This window comes from Streptomyces mabaensis, assembly GCF_053763515.1.
The window spans coordinates 257,145-273,892 of record NZ_JBSOPZ010000005.1; the positions used below are offsets into that span (position 1 = coordinate 257,145).

At 69.8% G+C, this 16,748-nt stretch carries 8 protein-coding genes, 1 tRNA gene and 1 rRNA gene; 1 reads left to right on the top strand and 9 read right to left on the bottom strand.

Annotation, left to right across the window (positions count from 1 at the left end; all coding sequences use genetic code 11):
- Window positions 1–26: 26 nt before the first annotated feature.
- From ACWV17_RS06895 to ACWV17_RS06925, 7 genes are all read right to left on the bottom strand, one after another.
- The gene (locus ACWV17_RS06895) at window positions 27–545 is read right to left on the bottom strand and encodes a CinA family protein (RefSeq protein ID WP_455356965.1); all 519 of its coding nucleotides are present in this window, start codon (window positions 543–545) and stop codon (window positions 27–29) included.
- Window positions 542–1,222, bottom strand: coding sequence for a CDP-diacylglycerol--glycerol-3-phosphate 3-phosphatidyltransferase (gene pgsA / locus ACWV17_RS06900; protein WP_455358904.1), 681 nt, complete (start codon window positions 1,220–1,222; stop codon window positions 542–544). The genes ACWV17_RS06895 and pgsA overlap by 4 nt, the downstream gene beginning before the upstream one ends.
- Entirely contained in the window at window positions 1,219–2,724 is a 1,506-nt protein-coding gene (gene rimO, locus ACWV17_RS06905; protein WP_455358905.1) for a 30S ribosomal protein S12 methylthiotransferase RimO, read from the bottom strand. Before rimO ends, pgsA begins: the two co-directional genes overlap by 4 nt.
- 84 nt (window positions 2,725–2,808) lie before the next feature.
- Window positions 2,809–3,657: a helix-turn-helix domain-containing protein gene (locus ACWV17_RS06910; RefSeq protein WP_455356962.1), complete on the bottom strand. Its 849-nt coding sequence runs from the start codon at window positions 3,655–3,657 to the stop codon at window positions 2,809–2,811.
- A 200-nt stretch (window positions 3,658–3,857) separates the two neighbouring features.
- The gene (locus ACWV17_RS06915; RefSeq protein WP_455358906.1) at window positions 3,858–6,635 is read right to left on the bottom strand and encodes a DNA translocase FtsK; all 2,778 of its coding nucleotides are present in this window, start codon (window positions 6,633–6,635) and stop codon (window positions 3,858–3,860) included.
- Between the two features lie 138 nt (window positions 6,636–6,773).
- Window positions 6,774–7,457, bottom strand: coding sequence for a response regulator (locus ACWV17_RS06920; RefSeq protein ID WP_455356960.1), 684 nt, complete (start codon window positions 7,455–7,457; stop codon window positions 6,774–6,776).
- 247 nt (window positions 7,458–7,704) lie between these two features.
- Window positions 7,705–13,203, bottom strand: coding sequence for a HAMP domain-containing protein (locus ACWV17_RS06925; protein ID WP_455358907.1), 5,499 nt, complete (start codon window positions 13,201–13,203; stop codon window positions 7,705–7,707).
- Between the two features lie 392 nt (window positions 13,204–13,595).
- Between ACWV17_RS06925 and ACWV17_RS06930 the strand changes: the two genes are divergently transcribed.
- Window positions 13,596–16,223 carry a SpoIIE family protein phosphatase gene (locus tag ACWV17_RS06930; RefSeq protein WP_455356958.1) on the top strand — a complete coding sequence of 876 codons (2,628 nt, stop codon included), beginning with the start codon at window positions 13,596–13,598 and terminating at the stop codon, window positions 16,221–16,223.
- Window positions 16,224–16,280: 57 nt separating this feature from the next.
- On the opposite strand, the gene ACWV17_RS06935 is transcribed toward ACWV17_RS06930, so the two are convergent.
- Window positions 16,281–16,356, bottom strand: a tRNA-Thr gene (locus ACWV17_RS06935).
- 145 nt (window positions 16,357–16,501) lie between these two features.
- A 5S ribosomal RNA gene (gene rrf, locus ACWV17_RS06940) occupies window positions 16,502–16,618 on the bottom strand.
- Window positions 16,619–16,748: the final 130 nt, after the last annotated feature.

A 16,748-nucleotide genomic window follows, 5' to 3' on the forward strand; every position in this document is an offset into this window, starting at 1 on the left:
GTCGTGTTCACTCTGAGCTGCAAACATCAAGTCCCCCCGATCTGTTCCGTATCCTGTGCCCGCCCATTCTCGCCGAGTTCGCCGGAGAGCAGCTCGAGCACCCTCCGTACACTCTCCATACGGATGTCCGCCCGGCTCCCGTTCAACCGCAACGAGGCGACTTTCCCGCCTGCCGGGCCCGCCACCGCGAGATGGACGGTGCCGACGGGCTGCCCGTCCTGCGGCTCCGGACCGGCGACGCCCGTGGTCGCGATCCCCCAGCCGGCACCGAGCGCCCGGCGCACTCCGGCGGCCATCTGCCGCGCGACCTCGGGGTCCACCGCGCCACGCGCCGCCAGCAGCTCACCGTCGACGCCGAGCACCTCGCGCTTGAGCTCGGTCGCGTACGCGGTGACGGAGCCCCGGAAGACCCGGGAGGCCCCGGGTACGGCCGTCAGCTCGGCGGCCACCAGGCCGCCGGTCAGGGACTCCGCGACGGCCAGCGTCTCACCACGCTCCGCGAGCACCCGCAGCACGCGGGCCGCGACGGTGTCACCCTCGGTCACCGCGCGGACTTCCGCGCCGACTCCAGAGCGGCCCGCGCCGCGGCGAGCCCCCTGCGCCGCAGTACGACGGCCTGGCGCACGTAGTCCAGTCCGGTGACGACCGTCAGCACCACGGCCAGCGCCATCACCCAGAAGCGCAGGGTGGCCAGCGGGCCGGTCAGCGCCAGGACGTACATCCCGACGGCCGCCCCCTGCGTCAGGGTCTTCAGCTTGCCGCCCCGGCTGGCCGGAATCACTCCGTGCCTGATCACCCAGAAGCGCATCAGCGTGATACCGAGCTCGCGGAAGAGGATCACGCCCGTCACCCACCAGGGCAGGTCTCCGAGCACCGACAGGCAGACGAGCGCCGCCCCCATGATCGCCTTGTCGGCGATCGGGTCGGCGATCTTCCCGAAGTCGGTGACCAGGTTGTACGTGCGTGCGAGATGCCCGTCGAAGATGTCGGTGATCATGGCCACGGCGAACGCCGCCCACGCCCACGCCCGCCAGGCGGGGTCGTAGCCGCCGTCCTGCAGCATCAGCAGCACGAAGGCGGGCACCAGCACCAGACGCATCATGGTCAGGATGTTGGCGATGTTCCACAGGCTGGCCTGATTGACCGCCGCAGCCCCCAGCTTCCCGCCGGGCGCCGGCTTCATGCCGGATCCGCCCGCGGCGGAGGCCGGGACTCCGCTCATCTGCCCGCCTCCTCACCGGGGATCCGGGGGTCGTCCCCCAGAGCGTGCAGGTGCTCGGCCACCAGGTCGACGCCCTCGGTGCCGACCACCTTCGCCACGACCATACGACCGGGAACCAGCCCCTGGCTTGTTGTGAACGCAACCTGCCCATCGGTCTCGGGCGCCTGGTGCGCGGCGCGGCCCACCGCACCGTCCTCACTGTCGACCGACTCCACGAGCACCTCGACCGTCTCGCCGATCCGCTCCTCGGCCCGCTGCGAGGTCAGCTCCTCCGCGAGCCGGGAGATGTGCGCCAGTCGCTCGGCGACGACGTCGGTGTCCAGCTTGTTGTCGTACGTGACCGCCTCGGTGCCCTCCTCGTCGGAGTACCCGAAGACCCCGATGGCGTCCAGGCGCGCACCGGTGAGGAAACGCTCCAGCTCGGCCAGATCGTCCTCGGTCTCGCCCGGAAAGCCCACGATGAAGTTCGAGCGGACACCGGCCTGCGGCGCCTTGGCGCGGATGGTGTCGAGCAGCTCCAGGAAGCGGTCGGTGTCCCCGAAGCGCCGCATCGCCCGCAACACACCGGGCGCGGAGTGCTGGAAGGAGAGATCGAAGTACGGCGCGACCTTCGGGGTGGAGGTGAGTACGTCGATCAGGCCGGGGCGCATCTCGGCGGGCTGCAGGTAGCTCACCCGGACCCGCTCGATGCCGTCGACGTCCGCCAGCTCCGGCAGCAGCGTCTCCAGCAGCCGGATGTCGCCGAGGTCCTTGCCGTACGAGGTGTTGTTCTCGGAGACCAGCATGACCTCCTTGACGCCCTGCTCCGCCAGCCAGCGGGTCTCCCCCAGCACGTCCGAGGGGCGCCGCGAGATGAACGAGCCGCGGAAGGACGGGATGGCACAGAAGGTGCAGCGGCGGTCGCAGCCCGACGCGAGCTTCACGGACGCGACGGGGCTGCTGCCGAGCCGGCGGCGCAGCGGCGCGCGGGGACCGGAGACCGGGGCAACACCCTCGGGCAGATCCTCGGGAGCCGGGGCCACATCCTGCGTCTGCGCGTGGCCGGGCAGCGCCACACCACCGGCTCCCTGCCGCTGCGCGGGGGTGATCGGCAGCAGCTTGCGCCGGTCCCGGGGGGTGTGGGAGGCGTGGATGCCGCCGTTCAGGATGGTCTGCAGGCGGTCGGAGATGTCGGCGTAGTCGTCGAAGCCGAGCACGCCGTCGGCTTCCGGGAGGGCTTCGGCCAGCTCCTTGCCGTACCGCTCGGCCATGCAGCCGACGGCCACGACGGCCTGCGTCTTGCCGTGATCCTTGAGATCGTTGGCTTCGAGCAGGGCGTCTACGGAGTCCTTCTTGGCGGCTTCGACGAAGCCGCAGGTGTTGACGACGGCGACATCCGCGTCGGAGGCGTCCTGGACGAGTTCCCAGCCGTCCGCTGCCAAGCGGCCTGCCAACTCCTCCGAGTCCACCTCGTTACGGGCGCAGCCAAGAGTGACAAGGGCGACGGTACGGCGTTCGGGCATGGACTCAAGACTACTTTGTCCTGGCACAGACCCCAGCCGCGAGGCCCGGGCCGTGGATCACGGCCCGGGTTCTGACGGGCGCCGTCAGCCGGCCTGCGGGTCGTCCTCGTCCTGCTGGGGGTCGTCCTTGGTGTACGTGAGGCGCTCGACCTGGCCCGGCTGGAACTTGTCCTTGATCTCCTGGCCGTTCACGAACAGCTCGATGGCCCCGGCGTCACCGAGCACGAGGTCGACCGAGTCCTTGTCGGTGAACGTCTTGGAGTCGCCCTCCTCCAGCAGACCGTCGAACAGCAGTCGGCCGTTGTGGTCCTTCGCCGAGATCCAGCTCTCGCCGTCCACGGCCGTCATCTTGACGGTCACCATGTCCTTCGGCGCAGCGGCGATGGCACTGTCCGAAGGCTCGGGCGTCGGGTCCGGAGTGGTCTTGCCGGCCGGGGGCTTGGGCGCCGGCTGCGGCGGCGCGGAGCCTTCCGCCACCGGGCTGCCCTTCTTGCCGTCGTCCCCGCCGCTGAACATCGTGAAGCCGACGAAGCCGATGATCGCGACGATCGCCGCCACCATGGCCGCGGTCCAGTTGGGCCGCTGGCGCTCCGGCCGGATCCGCTCGGCCTCGAACATCGGAGCGGCGGGCGTCGGCGCGGGCCGGCCGCCGTGCTCCGCGTCGAACTGCTCGATCAGACCGGCCGGATCCATGCCCACGGCGCGCGCGAGGGTACGGATGTGACCGCGCGCGTAGACGTCGCCGCCGCAGCGCGTGAAGTCGTCCTGTTCGATCGCGTGCACGATGGGGATGCGCACCCGGGTGACGGTACTGACCTCGTCGACCGTGAGTCCGGCGTCGACGCGGGCTTGCTGGAGGGCACGACCGATCGAGGGCCTGTCGTCGTCACGGATCAAAGGCTGGTCGTCTTCGGGGGAGTTGCCGATGGACACGAGGGTGCCTTTCGAGCGTGTAACCACCTGCTGGACGTTCAGTCTAGGGGTGGTACGAAAGGATGGAGCAACCGGGAGGGTGGTCTTTGTAGGCCATCAGAATGGCTTGAGGACCTGATGACGGGACATCACCGTCCCTCCCCTCAACTTGACGTACGGCCGGGGGAAACGGTTGCCTGCCGATCCGGTCCCCTTACGGGCTACGGGTTAGCCTCCCCGCGGATCACGGCGAGCACTCCATCCAGTTCGTCGGGTTTCACCAGCACATCACGCGCCTTCGAACCTTCGCTCGGTCCGACGACGCCTCTCGACTCCATCAGATCCATCAGACGCCCGGCTTTCGCGAAGCCGACCCGCAGCTTGCGCTGAAGCATCGAGGTGGAGCCGAACTGCGTGGAGACGACCAGCTCCGCCGCCTGGCAGAGCAGGTCGAGATCGTCGCCGATGTCCTCGTCGATCTCCTTCTTCCTGGCCTGGCCGACCACGACGTCCTCGCGGAAGACCGGCGTCATCTGGTCCTTGCAGTGCTGGACGACGGCCGCGACCTCGGCCTCGGTGACGAACGCGCCCTGCATCCGGGTGGGCTTGTTGGCGCCCATCGGAAGGAAGAGCCCGTCGCCCTTGCCGATCAGCTTCTCGGCACCCGGCTGGTCCAGGATCACCCGGCTGTCGGCGAGCGAGGAGGTGGCGAAGGCGAGCCGCGAGGGCACGTTCGCCTTGATCAGACCGGTCACGACGTCGACCGAGGGCCGCTGGGTGGCGAGCACCAGATGGATGCCGGCTGCGCGGGCGAGCTGGGTGATCCGGACGATGGCGTCCTCGACGTCGCGTGGCGCGACCATCATCAGGTCGGCCAGCTCGTCGACGATCACCAGCAGATACGGATACGGCGACAACTCCCGCTCGCTGCCCTCCGGCAGGCTGACCTTTCCGCTGCGCACGGCCCGGTTGAAGTCGTCGATGTGCCGGAAGCCGAACGCCGCGAGGTCGTCGTAGCGCAGGTCCATCTCGCGTACGACCCACTGGAGGGCCTCCGCGGCCCGCTTCGGGTTGGTGATGATCGGCGTGATCAGGTGCGGGATGCCCTCGTACGCGGTGAGCTCGACCCGCTTGGGGTCGACCAGGACCATCCGGACGTCCTCGGGGGTCGCCCGGACCATCACCGAGGTGATCAGGCAGTTGATGCAGGAGGACTTTCCGGAGCCGGTCGCTCCGGCGACCAGGATGTGCGGCATCTGCGCGAGGTTGGCCATCTCGTAGCCGCCCTCGACGTTCTTGCCGAGGGCCACCAGCATCGGATGATCGTCCTCGGAGGCTGCCGCAAGGCGCAGCACATCACCCAGTTTGACCATCTCGCGGTCGGTGTTGGGGATCTCGATGCCGACGGCCGACTTGCCCGGGATCGGGCTGATGATCCGTACATCGGGACTGGCCACGGCGTAGGCGATGTTCTTGGCCAGCGTGGTGATCCGCTCGACCTTCACCGCGGGGCCGAGCTCCACCTCGTACCGGGTGACCGTCGGGCCGCGGGTGAAGCCGGTGACGGCCGCGTCGACCTTGAACTCGGTGAAGACGTTCGTCAGCGAGGCCACGACCGCGTCGTTGGCGGCGCTGCGGGTCTTGCCGGGGCCGCCGCGCTCCAGCAGGTCGAGCGAGGGCAGCGCGTAGGTGATGTCGCCGGAGAGCTGGAGCTGCTCCGCCCGGGGTGGCAGGGGCTGCGACGCCTGGGGCGCGGCTTTCGTCAGGTCGGGTACGGCAACGGTGGGCTCGGCGGCGGGCCCGGCGGGGACGGTCCCGGCCGGCGCCGCGTCGGGCTTCGCGGCCTCGCGGGCGCCCGGTACGGGAGCCACGGGGGCGGTCCGGTCGGCGGAGACGCCCTGGGTGAGATCCGCGACCAGCGGAGAGGGCGGCATTCCGTTCAGTACGGCGCCGTCCAGGGCGGCGGCCGCGGCCGCCGCCACGTCCACGGCGTCCATCGGACGGTCCAGGGCGCGCGGTACGGACGGTCGGCGCGGCCGGCGGCGGGAGGAGAGCGCCTCTTCCTCGGCCTGACCGGGGTCGTGGCCAGCCGGTACCCCGGCGGCTCTGCGCGCCGACGAGCGTCGCGGGCGGGCGGGCGGCGACTCCCGCCACTGCTCGTCGTACCGCTCGTCCTCCGCCTCCTCGTCGCCCGGGCCGTACCCGCGCTCCGGTGAGACGAGTCCGAGCCGGGAGCCCAGCAGCCGCAGCCGCTGCGGGATGGCGTTGACCGGTGTGGCGGTGACCACAAGCAGTCCGAAGACGGTGAGCAGCACGAGCAGCGGGACGGCGAGGACCGAGCCCGTGGTGAAGATCAGCGGCTTGGACGCGGCCCAGCCGATGAGCCCGCCCGCGTCCTGCATCGCCTCGGTGCCCTCGCCGCGGCCCGGCGAGCCGCAGGCAATGTGCACCTGGCCGAGGACGCCGATGACGAGGGCGGACAGTCCGATGACGATCCGCCCGTTGGCCTCCGGCTTCTCCGGGTGCCGGATGAGACGTACCGCGACGGCGCCCAGAAGGACCGGCACCAGCAGGTCGAGCCGGCCGAACGCGCCGGTCACCAGCATCCTGACGAGGTCGCCGACCGGACCGCGCAGGTTCGACCAGGTACCGGCGGCGACCACGAGCGCGAGGCCGAGGAGCAGCAGCGCGACGCCGTCCTTGCGGTGGGCGGGGTCGAGGCCCTTGGCGCCCCGCCCTATGCCGCGGAACGTCGCGCCCACCGCGTGGGCGAGCCCGAGCCAGAGGGCGCGCGCGAGCCGGTACACGCCCCCCGTGGGGGACGGCGCCGGCGCGGGCGCCGCCTTCTTGGCGGGCGCGCGCCGCGCGGGCACGGCCTTCTTCGCCGCGGCTTTCTTCGCGGGCGCCGCCTTCTTCACCGCTCCCGTCGTACGGCCGGCGCGCGGCTTTGCGGGGCCCGCCGTGCCCTGGGAGCCCTTTCCGGACGTGCGTGAGGCCATGAAGGGGAGGTTACCGGTGTCGACGGCAGTGAACACGTGCGCCCACTGCTTCACCCGTTCGTGTCGCCGCCAGGACGCCGCGAAGCTGACGCGGCATCAAGCGGTCGGAGAGAGGGTCAGTTCTGCCTCAGGCCCGCGTCAGGTCTGCGCGGGCACCGACGGGGGCCCGCCGTTCGTACCCGGCTCCAGTGCGTCCAGCGCCCGGCGCAGGCCGGTGAGTTTGCGCTCCAGATGCGCCGCGGTGGCGACCGCCGCGGCATCCGCCGAGTCGTCGTCGAGCTGCTTGGACAGCGCCTCCGCCTGCTCCTCAACGGCCGCGAGGCGCGCGGAGAGTTCGGCCAGCAGTCCGGCGGGCTCCTTGGCCTCTCCCGCGCCGGGCCGGCCGCCGCCCTCCAGCTGGAGCCGCAGCAGCGCCGCCTGCTCCCGCAGTTGGCAGTTCTTCATGTAGAGCTCGACGAAGACCGAGACCTTGGCCCGCAGCACCCACGGGTCGAAGGGCTTGGAGATGTAGTCCACCGCCCCCGCCGCGTAGCCCCGGAAGGTGTGGTGGGGCCCGTGGTTGATCGCGGTGAGGAAGATGATCGGGATGTCCCGCGTCCGCTCCCGCCGCTTGATGTGCGCCGCGGTCTCGAAACCGTCCATGCCCGGCATCTGGACATCCAGCAGGATGACCGCGAAATCGTCTGTGAGCAGTGCTTTGAGCGCTTCCTCCCCTGACGATGCCCGCACCAGTGTCTGATCGAGCGCAGAGAGGATGGCCTCCAGCGCCAGCAGATTCTCCGGCCGGTCATCGACCAGGAGGATCTTGGCCTTCTGCACCATGGCCCGTCCTCCTCGCCCCGGCAGTGCACCGGGCGCCGCCCCAGGGGACGACGACTCCCTTGCGCCGCCCGTCCTTGTGCCGGTCATGGTAGCCGCACCCCACCTGTCGCCACACCCTGTCACCGCGATGTCACTGTGCACGTAGCAAAAACGTGGGGGGAGACCAGAAGGTTCCCCGGTTTCCGCCCTCCCACACCCGATCGGCCACAGTCAGTCAGTGATCGCTCGTGATTCGCTCAGCAGTCGGTCACTTGCCACGCATCCACTGCTCCATCACCGACAGCAGGTGGTCCGGATCGACCGGCTTGGTGACGTAGTCGGAAGCACCGGACTCGATCGCCTTCTCCCGGTCGCCCTTCATGGCCTTGGCCGTCAGCGCGATGATGGGCAGCCCGGCGAACTGCGGCATCCTGCGGATCGCCGTGGTCGTGGCGTAGCCGTCCATCTCCGGCATCATGATGTCCATCAGTACGACCGTCACATCGTCGTGCTGTTCCAGGACTTCGATGCCCTCCCGGCCGTTCTCCGCGTACAGCACCGAGAGGCCGTGCTGCTCCAGCACGCTCGTGAGCGCGAAGACGTTCCGGATGTCGTCGTCGACGATCAGCACCTTCTCGCCGTGGAAGTCGAAGGTCCGCGGCACCGCCGCCTCCTCCTGCTGCTCGGCCGCCCAGGACTCCTGCACCGCGGGCCTCGCGCCCGCCGGCCGGCCCGGCAGGGCAGGCGTCTGCCGGTGGGTGCTGCCCACGGCCTTCCGCCGCCTCCGGAACAGCGCCGCCGGCCCGCTGTGGGGCTCGGCCTGCACCGGCACCTCCGGCTGCCGCGCGGCCGTGTCCCCGGCCGCGTCACCGGCAACCGCGCCGCCGGCCGCGCCCCGGCCCAGGTCGATACCGCCCGGGGCGAGCTGCGGATAGCCCTGCGGCGGCAGTTCGCTCGGGTGCAGGGGCAGGTACAGCGTGAAGGTGGAGCCGCGGCCGGGCTCGCTGGCCGCGTGGATCTCGCCGCCCAGCAGCCGGGCGATCTCCCGGCTGATCGACAGGCCCAGCCCCGTACCGCCGTACTTCCGGCTCGTCGTCCCGTCCGCCTGCTTGAAGGCCTCGAAGATCACCCGCATCTTGCTCGCCGCGATCCCGATACCGGTGTCCGTGACCGAGAAGGCGATCAGGTCGGCGTCCGCGTCCTGCAGCGAACCGGCTTCGAGCAGCTGCTCGCGGATCGCGTGCGGCACATCGGAACTGGCGGGCCGGATGACCAGCTCCACAGCCCCGGTGTCGGTGAACTTCACCGCGTTCGACAGCAGATTGCGCAGCACCTGCAACAGCCGCTGCTCGTCGGTGTGCAGGGTCGCCGGCAGCTCCGGCGACACCCGTACGGAGAAGTCCAGCCCCTTCTCCGCGGTGAGCGGGCGGAAGGTCGCCTCCACATAGTCGACGAGCTGCACCAGCGCGATCCGGGTCGGGCTGACGTCCATCTTGCCCGCCTCGACCTTCGACAGGTCGAGGATGTCGTTGATCAGCTGGAGCAGGTCGGAGCCGGCTCCGTGGATCGTCTCGGCGAACTCCACCTGCTTCGGCGACAGGTTGCCCTCGGCGTTGTCGGCGAGCAGTTTCGCCAGGATCAGCAGCGAGTTGAGCGGCGTGCGCAGCTCGTGCGACATGTTCGCCAGGAACTCGCTCTTGTACCGCATCGAGACGGCCAGCTGCTCGGCACGCTCCTCCAGGACCTGCCGCGCCTCTTCGATCTCGGTGTTCTTCACCTCGATGTCGCGGTTCTGCTGGGCCAGCAGCTCGGCCTTCTCCTCCAGTTCGGCGTTGGAGGCCTGAAGGGCCTTCTGCCGGTTCTCCAGCTCCTCCGAGCGCTCACGCAGCTGCTCGGTCAGTTCCTGCGACTGCTTCAGCAGCACCTCGGTCTTGGTGTTGACGCTGATCGTGTTGACGCTCGTCGCGATCATCTCGGCGATCTGGCTGAGGAAGTCCTTCTGGATCTGCGTGAAGGGCTGGAAGGAGGCCAGCTCGATCACGCCGAGGATCTTCCCCTCGAACAGCACCGGCAGGACGATCACATGCGCCGGCGGCGCCTCGCCCAGCCCCGAGGAGATCTTCAGATAGCCGGGTGGGGTGTTCTCCACCAGGATCGTGCGCTTCTCCTCCGCGACCATGCCGATCAGGCCCTCGCCGGGCCGGAAGGAGGTCGGCATCGCCCCGCCCGCGTACGCGTAACTGCCCCGCATCCGCAGCTCGTACGAGCCCTCCCTGGCGCCCTCCGCCCCGATCTCCTGGCTGGTGCCGGTCGGCATCGCGAGGAAGAACGCGCCGTGCTGCGCCGAGACGACCGGGGTCAGCTCGCTCATGATCAGCGACGCCACGTCGTCCAGGTCGCGGCGGCCCTGCATCAGCCCCGAGATACGGGCCAGGTTGCCCTTGAGCCAGTCCTGCTCCTTGTTCGCCAGGGTGGTGTCACGCAGGTTGGCGATCATCGTGTTGATGTTGTCCTGGAGCACCTGGATCTCGCCGGACGCATCCACGTCGATCTTGAGGTTGAGATCGCCGCGGGTCACCGCGGTGGCGACCGCCGCGATCGCCCGCACCTGACGGGTCAGGTTCCCGGCCATCTCGTTCACCGACTCGGTCAGGTCGCGCCAGGTGCCGTCCACGTCCCGCACCCGGGCCTGGCCGCCGAGAATGCCCTCGGTACCCACCTCACGGGCGACCCGGGTCACCTGGTCGGCGAAGCTGGAGAGCTGGTCGACCATCGTGTTGATGGTGGTCTTCAGCTCCAGGATCTCGCCGCGGGCGTCGATGTCGATCTTCTTGGTGAGATCGCCCTTGGCGATGGCGGTGGTGACCATGGCGATCTGCCGCACCTGGCCGGTCAGGTTGGACGCCATCGAGTTCACGGACTCGGTGAGGTCCTTCCACGTACCGGAGACGCCGGGCACATGCGCCTGGCCGCCGAGTTCGCCCTCCGTGCCCACCTCGCGGGCGACCCGCGTCACCTCGTCCGCGAACGACGACAGCGTCGTCACCATGGTGTTGACGGTATCGGCGAGCTGCGCGACCTCGCCGCGCGCCTCGACGGTCACCTTCTTGGTCAGGTCGCCGTTGGCGACCGCGGCCGAGACCTGCGAGATGTTCCGCACCTGGGACGTCAGGTTGTTGGCCATCAGGTTGACGTTGTCGCTCAGGTCCTTCCAGATGCCGGTGACACCGCGCACCCGCGCCTGGCCGCCGAGGATGCCCTCGGTACCCACCTCACGGGCGACCCGCGTCACCTGCTCCGCGAACGACGACAGCTGGTCGACCATCGTGTTGACGGTAGTGACGAGTTCGAGGATCTCGCCCTTGGCGTCGACGGTGATCTTCTTCGACAGGTCGCCCTTCGCCACCGCAGTGGTGACCTCGGCGATGTTGCGGACCTGCGAAGTAAGGTTGTTCGCCATGAAGTTGACGGACTGGGTGAGGTCCTTCCAGGTACCGGAGACACCCTGCACCTCGGCCTGCCCGCCGAGGATGCCCTCCGTACCCACCTCGCGGGCCACCCGGGTCACCTGCTCCGCGAAGTTCGACAGCTGGTCGACCATCGTGTTGAGGGTGTTCTTCAGCTCCAGGATCTCGCCGCGGGCGTCCACGTCGATCTTCTGCGACAGGTCACCGCGAGCCACGGCCGTCGCGACCTGGGCGATGTTGCGGACCTGCGCGGTGAGGTTGCCGGCCATGCCGTTCACCGAGTCGGTCAGATCGCGCCACACCCCGGCGACGCCGGGCACCTGCGCCTGGCCGCCGAGCCGCCCGTCCGTACCCACCTCGCGGGCCACCCGGGTCACCTGCTCCGCGAAGGCGGAGAGCTGGTCGACCATGGTGTTGATGGTGTTCTTCAGCTCCAGGATCTCGCCGCGGGCATCCACGTCGATCTTCTGCGACAGGTCACCGCGGGCCACCGCGGTGGTCACCTGAGCGATCTGGCGCACCTGCGAAGTCAGGTTCCCCGCCATGAAGTTGACGGAGTCGGTGAGTTCCTTCCAGGTACCGGAGACGCCGTCCACCCGGGCCTGGCCGCCGAGCCGGCCCTCGGTACCCACGTCCCGTGCCATCCGCGTGACCTGGTCGGCGAACGACGACAGCTGGTCCACCATCGTGTTCACGGTGTTCTTCAGCTGGAGCATCTCGCCGGAGACGTCGACGGTGACCTTCTGCGACAGATCGCCGTTCGCGACCGCCGTCGTCACCTGCGCGATGTTGCGCACCTGTCCGGTGAGGTTGCGGAAGGCGGTGTTCACCGAATCGGTGAGGTCCTTCCACGTCCCCGCCGCACCCGGCACCTGCGCCTGCCCGCCGAGTTCGCCCTCGACGCCCACCTCACGCGCCACGCGCGTGACCTCCGAGCCGAACGACTGCAGCTGGTCGACCATCGTGTTGACGGTGTTCTTCAGCTCCAGCATCTCGCCCGCGACATCGACGGTGACCTTCTGCGACAGATCGCCGTTCGCGACCGCCGTCGTCACCTGCGCGATGTCCCGCACCTGCGTGGTGAGGTTGCGGAAGACCGTGTTCACCGAATCGGTGAGGTCCTTCCACGTTCCCGCCGCACCCGGCACCTGCGCCTGCCCGCCGAGCAGCCCCTCGGCACCGACCTCGCTCGCGACCCGGGTCACCTCGTCCGCGAAGGTCCGCAGGGTCTCGGTCATCTGGTTGATCGTCTCGGCGAGTTGGGCGACCTCGCCGCGTGCGCTCACCGTGACCTTCTGTGACAGATCGCCGTTCGCCACAGCCGTGGTGACCTGCGCGATCCCGCGCACCTGCGCGGTCAGGTTGCCCGCCATGAGGTTGACGGAGTCCGTGAGGTCCTTCCATACGCCGGCGACCCCGGGCACCTGCGCCTGTCCGCCGAGTTCGCCCTCCGTACCCACCTCGCGCGCGACCCGGGTCACCTCGGAGGAGAAGGAAGACAGCTGGTCCACCATCGTGTTGACGGTGTTCTTCAGCTGAAGCATCTCCCCGGCCACGTGAACCGTGACCTTCCGTGACAGATCACCCTTGGCGACCGCCGTCGTCACGAGAGCAATGTCACGTACCTGAGCGGTGAGCCGGTGGGCCATGGTGTTGACGGAATCTGTCAGATCCTTCCAGGAACCGGACATTCCGCGCACCTGCGCCTGGCCGCCCAGTTTGCCCTCGGTGCCCACCTCGAGAGCGACCCGCGTCACCTCGTCGGTGAACGCCGACAGCTGGTCCACCAGGTTGTTGACCGTACGTCCGACCCGGAGGAACTCCCCGCGCAACGGGGGCCCCGCGCCGTCCGGCCCCTGCGTCCGCAGATCCATCCGCTGGTCGAGATCACCCTCCGCGACCGCGGACAGCACCCGGCCGACCTCGGACACCGGCCTGGCCAGATCGTCCACCAGGGCGTTGGAAGCGTCGATCGCGGCCGCCCAGGAGCCCTCGCAGGCGCCCGTCTCCAGCCGCTCGCTGAGCTTGCCCTCCCGCCCGACCATGCGCCGGACCCGGGCGATCTCACCGGTCAGATGCAGATTGCGGTCGGCGACCTCGTTGAAGACGGCGGCGACCTCCGACATCACACCGTCGCCCGAGACGGTCAGCCGCTTGCGGAAGTTCCCGTCTCGCATGGACACCAGGGCAGCCAGCAGCCGGTTCAGGGCCGCCGTATCCACTTCCGTCGTCCCATTGCTCCGGGACCGTCCGCCTTTCGCGCGCGTGTTCGTCCCTCGCGCCGTCACGCCAGACTCCACCGTGTCCCTCCCGCAGGGATCGACCGTTCTACCGTTCTTCCCGGGCTGTCTCCGCAAGCCTGCCCAGTCTTCCACTTTGGCTCACGGTCCCGGCCAACAGTTGGCACGTGACCACGCGAGCGTCAAATCGTTGGAACCTACAAGGGCGCCGCCCCGGCCGACCGGCCGCACGGCCCGCGAAGAGCCCGGCGGACGCCCTCACCGGACGCACTCGTCGCCGGCCTCGTGCCGGCGGTCGCGTGCGTCTCACGCCGGGGTGGGCATGACCGCCGACCGTACCAGTCCCGCGAGTCAGGACTCCGTGCCACGGTGGCGGGCCCGACCGTCTAGCCTGACAAGGGCATCGAGCCGCGAGAAACGGGCACAGAACTCGGGGGAGCGACGAGACACCAATGGGGAGTGCTGTGATCACCGCGAGGGCGGCCGCCAACTTCGAACCGGTCGGCCGTTCCGTCGCGACCGCCCGCGCCTTCGTCCGGGACACCCTCCAGGGGTGGGGGTTCACCGACATCATCGACGATGCCGTCGTCCTCACCAGCGAGCTCGTCACCAACGCCGTGGTGCACGCCGGTACCCACGCGGACGTGCTCTGCCTGCGGACGGAGGACGGAGTACGCGTCGAAGTCGCCGACCGGTACCCCGAACGCGAGATCCCGCTCCACAACCCGGCCCACCCGTTCGGCAGCCCCGACCAGGAGGGCGGCCGCGGACTGCTCCTGTGCGCCGCGATGGCCACCCGCTGGGGCGTGGAGTACGCCCCCACGCAGAAGCAGGTCTGGTTCCAACTCGACCTCCCCGACCGCCCGGTGGGCGCCCGCTCGGCAGGCCCCGCGCTTCCCGTGGGCATGCTGCCCGTCGCCGAGGCCCGCGTCCGCGTCGCCGTGGTCCAGATCGACCGCGCCGGAGCCATCGCCGTATGGAACGAGGACGCGGAGCACCTCTTCGGTCACGCCGCCGAACAGGTCAGCGGCAAGCAGCTCACCGACTTCGCTGCCTGGCCGCACACCCCGGGCACCGGCACCGGCATCGCCGACGCGCTCCAACTCTCCCGCTGGGAAGGCAGTTACGGAATCCGCGGTGCCGACGGCCGCGTCGTCCCGGTGTACGCCTCCCACCTCCGCGTCCGCGACACCGACGGCGAACCGTCCACCGTCTGTCTTCTCGTACGCGACGACGAGCGCGCCGTCCTCCAGACGCCGCCCCGCGCCCCCTCCACCGACGGCGGACCCGAGGGCCGCGCCGCCGACCCGTTCGAAGTCTTCATCGGCTCCCCCGCACCGGACGACCTCGACGGCCTGCTCCAGCGCACCGTCGAACGCGCCCGCGACATGCTCGACGCCGACGCCGCCTTCCTCCTGCTGGCCACGGACGACGAGACGGAACTCGAAGTACGGGCAACCACCGGCCTCCCCTCCGCCCGCCAGCGCTTCGCCCGCGTCCCCGTCGAAGCCGGCACCGGACGCTACGGCTCGGCCCGCATGCCCGCGGTCCACGAGGACCTGGCCGCGGTGCCCGGCGCCGTACCGCTGCTGAACGGCACCGGCATGCGCTCGGTCGTCACCGTTCCCCTCAAGGTCGAGGGCCGGCTCACCGGCTCCCTCGGCGTCGCCGCCGAATCCGCCGGCCGGTACTCCAACGAAGAGGCGCTGCGCCTGCAGTTCGCCGCCGACCGCATCGCCCTCGCGGTCGAGTCCGCGCGCCTCGGCGAGCTCGAACGCCTCCGCAGAGGCTCGCTCTCCTTCCTCGTCGAGGCGTCCGACCTGCTGGCCGGAACCCTGGACCGGGACCAGACGCTCGCGCTCATGGCCCAGATGACGGTGCCGACGCTCGCCACCTGGTGCGGCGTCTACACGATCGCCGACCAGTCGTCCGATCCGTACCTCTCCTACGTCCTGCACGAGGACGAGGAACGCATCGACGGCCTGAAGGCATTGCTCTCCAAGATCAACCCACCGGACCCGGTCCCGGCCCCGGGCGCGCGGCTCTGGACCGCCCCTGCCGAGGCCGCACACCAGGCGGCACTGCGTACGTCCATGCGCAGCCTGGGCCTCGGCAACGCCCCGCACCTCGGCTCGGGCATCGGCACCACACTCGCCACCGCCGGCGCGGTGGGCGGCGAGACGGTGGTACTGCCGCTGGTCGCCCGCAACCGCGTCATCGGCATGCTGGTCCTCGGAAAGCCCTCGGACGAACACTTCCGCCAGGAGATCCTGGAACTCGCCGAGGACCTGTCCCGCCGGGCGGCCCTCGCTCTCGACAACGCCCGCCTCTACTCCGAGCGCACGGCCATCAGCCAGGCCCTGCAGCGCAGCCTGCTGCCGCCGGGCCTGCCGGACGTCCCCGGAGTCGAGGTCGACGTCATCTACCGCGCGGCCGGCGAGGGCAACGAGGTCGGCGGCGACTTCTACGACCTCTTCCCGATCCGCGACGGCGCGTACGGCTTCGCCATCGGCGACGTGTGCGGCACGGGCCCCGAGGCCGCCGCGGTCACGGGCCTCGCCCGGCACGCGCTCCGCCTCCTCGCCCGCGAGGGTTTCGGCGGTCCCGCCGTCCTGGAGCGCCTGAACGCGGCGATCCTGGACGAGGGAGCCCGCAGCCGCTTCCTGACGCTGCTGTACGGGGAGTTGTGGCCGCAGCAGGACGGCAGCGCCCTCCTCAAGGTCGTCTGCGCGGGCCACCCGCTCCCGCTCCGCCTCCGGCAGGACGGCACGGTGGAAGCGGCCGCGGAGCCACAGCCGCTGCTGGGTGTGATGGAGGACCTCGAGCTGTACGAGCAGACGGTCACCCTCGACCCGGGCGACGTCCTGCTCTGCGTGACCGACGGCGTCACCGAACGCCGGGAGGGCACCCGCATGTTGGGCGACGACGGCCTGGCCGACGTGCTGACCACCTGCACCGGACTCACGGCGGGAGCGGTCGCCGCGCGCGTCCTGCGAGCAGTGGAACGCTTCGCCGCGGAGCCGGCCTCGGACGACATGGCGATCCTGGCGATGCGCGTCCCGGAGCCGCACAATCCGTGAAGGTCTCTGAACATGACGAAGGCCCCCGCCTGTTGAGGCGGGGGCCTTCGTCATGTGTGGAGCCCCAATACGGAATCGAACCGTAGACCTTCTCCTTACCATGGAGACGCTCTACCGACTGAGCTATTGGGGCGCAGCAACGAGAGAAGCATACCTCAAGGTGCGGGCGTTGCCGCAACAACCAAGGCTGCCCGGTGCGGCACAGGACGGCGACGGCTCCCTGAACGCAGAAAAGCCTCAATCCCCGAGCAATGGCTCGGGGATTGAGGCTAATGATTGTTCGGCGGCGTCCTACTCTCCCACAGGGTCCCCCCTGCAGTACCATCGGCGCTGAAAGGCTTAGCTTCCGGGTTCGGAATGTAACCGGGCGTTTCCCTAACGCAATGACCACCGAAACACTATGAAGTTGACCAACCCGGCATGGACACAGGTCGTTACTTCAGAACCTACACAGTGGACGCGAGCAACTGAGGACAAGCCCTCGGCCTATTAGTACCAGTCAGCTCCACCCGTTACCGGGCTTCC

Coding starts and splice junctions, on each gene's coding strand:
- rimO (WP_455358905.1), bottom strand. CDS start 2,724: ATGCCCGAACGCCGTACCGTCGCCCTTGTCACTCTTGGCTGCGCCCGT.
- ACWV17_RS06915 (WP_455358906.1), bottom strand. CDS start 6,635: ATGGCCTCACGCACGTCCGGAAAGGGCTCCCAGGGCACGGCGGGCCCC.
- ACWV17_RS06920 (WP_455356960.1), bottom strand. CDS start 7,457: ATGGTGCAGAAGGCCAAGATCCTCCTGGTCGATGACCGGCCGGAGAAT.
- ACWV17_RS06930 (WP_455356958.1), top strand. CDS start 13,596: ATGGGGAGTGCTGTGATCACCGCGAGGGCGGCCGCCAACTTCGAACCG.
- pgsA (WP_455358904.1), bottom strand. CDS start 1,222: ATGAGCGGAGTCCCGGCCTCCGCCGCGGGCGGATCCGGCATGAAGCCG.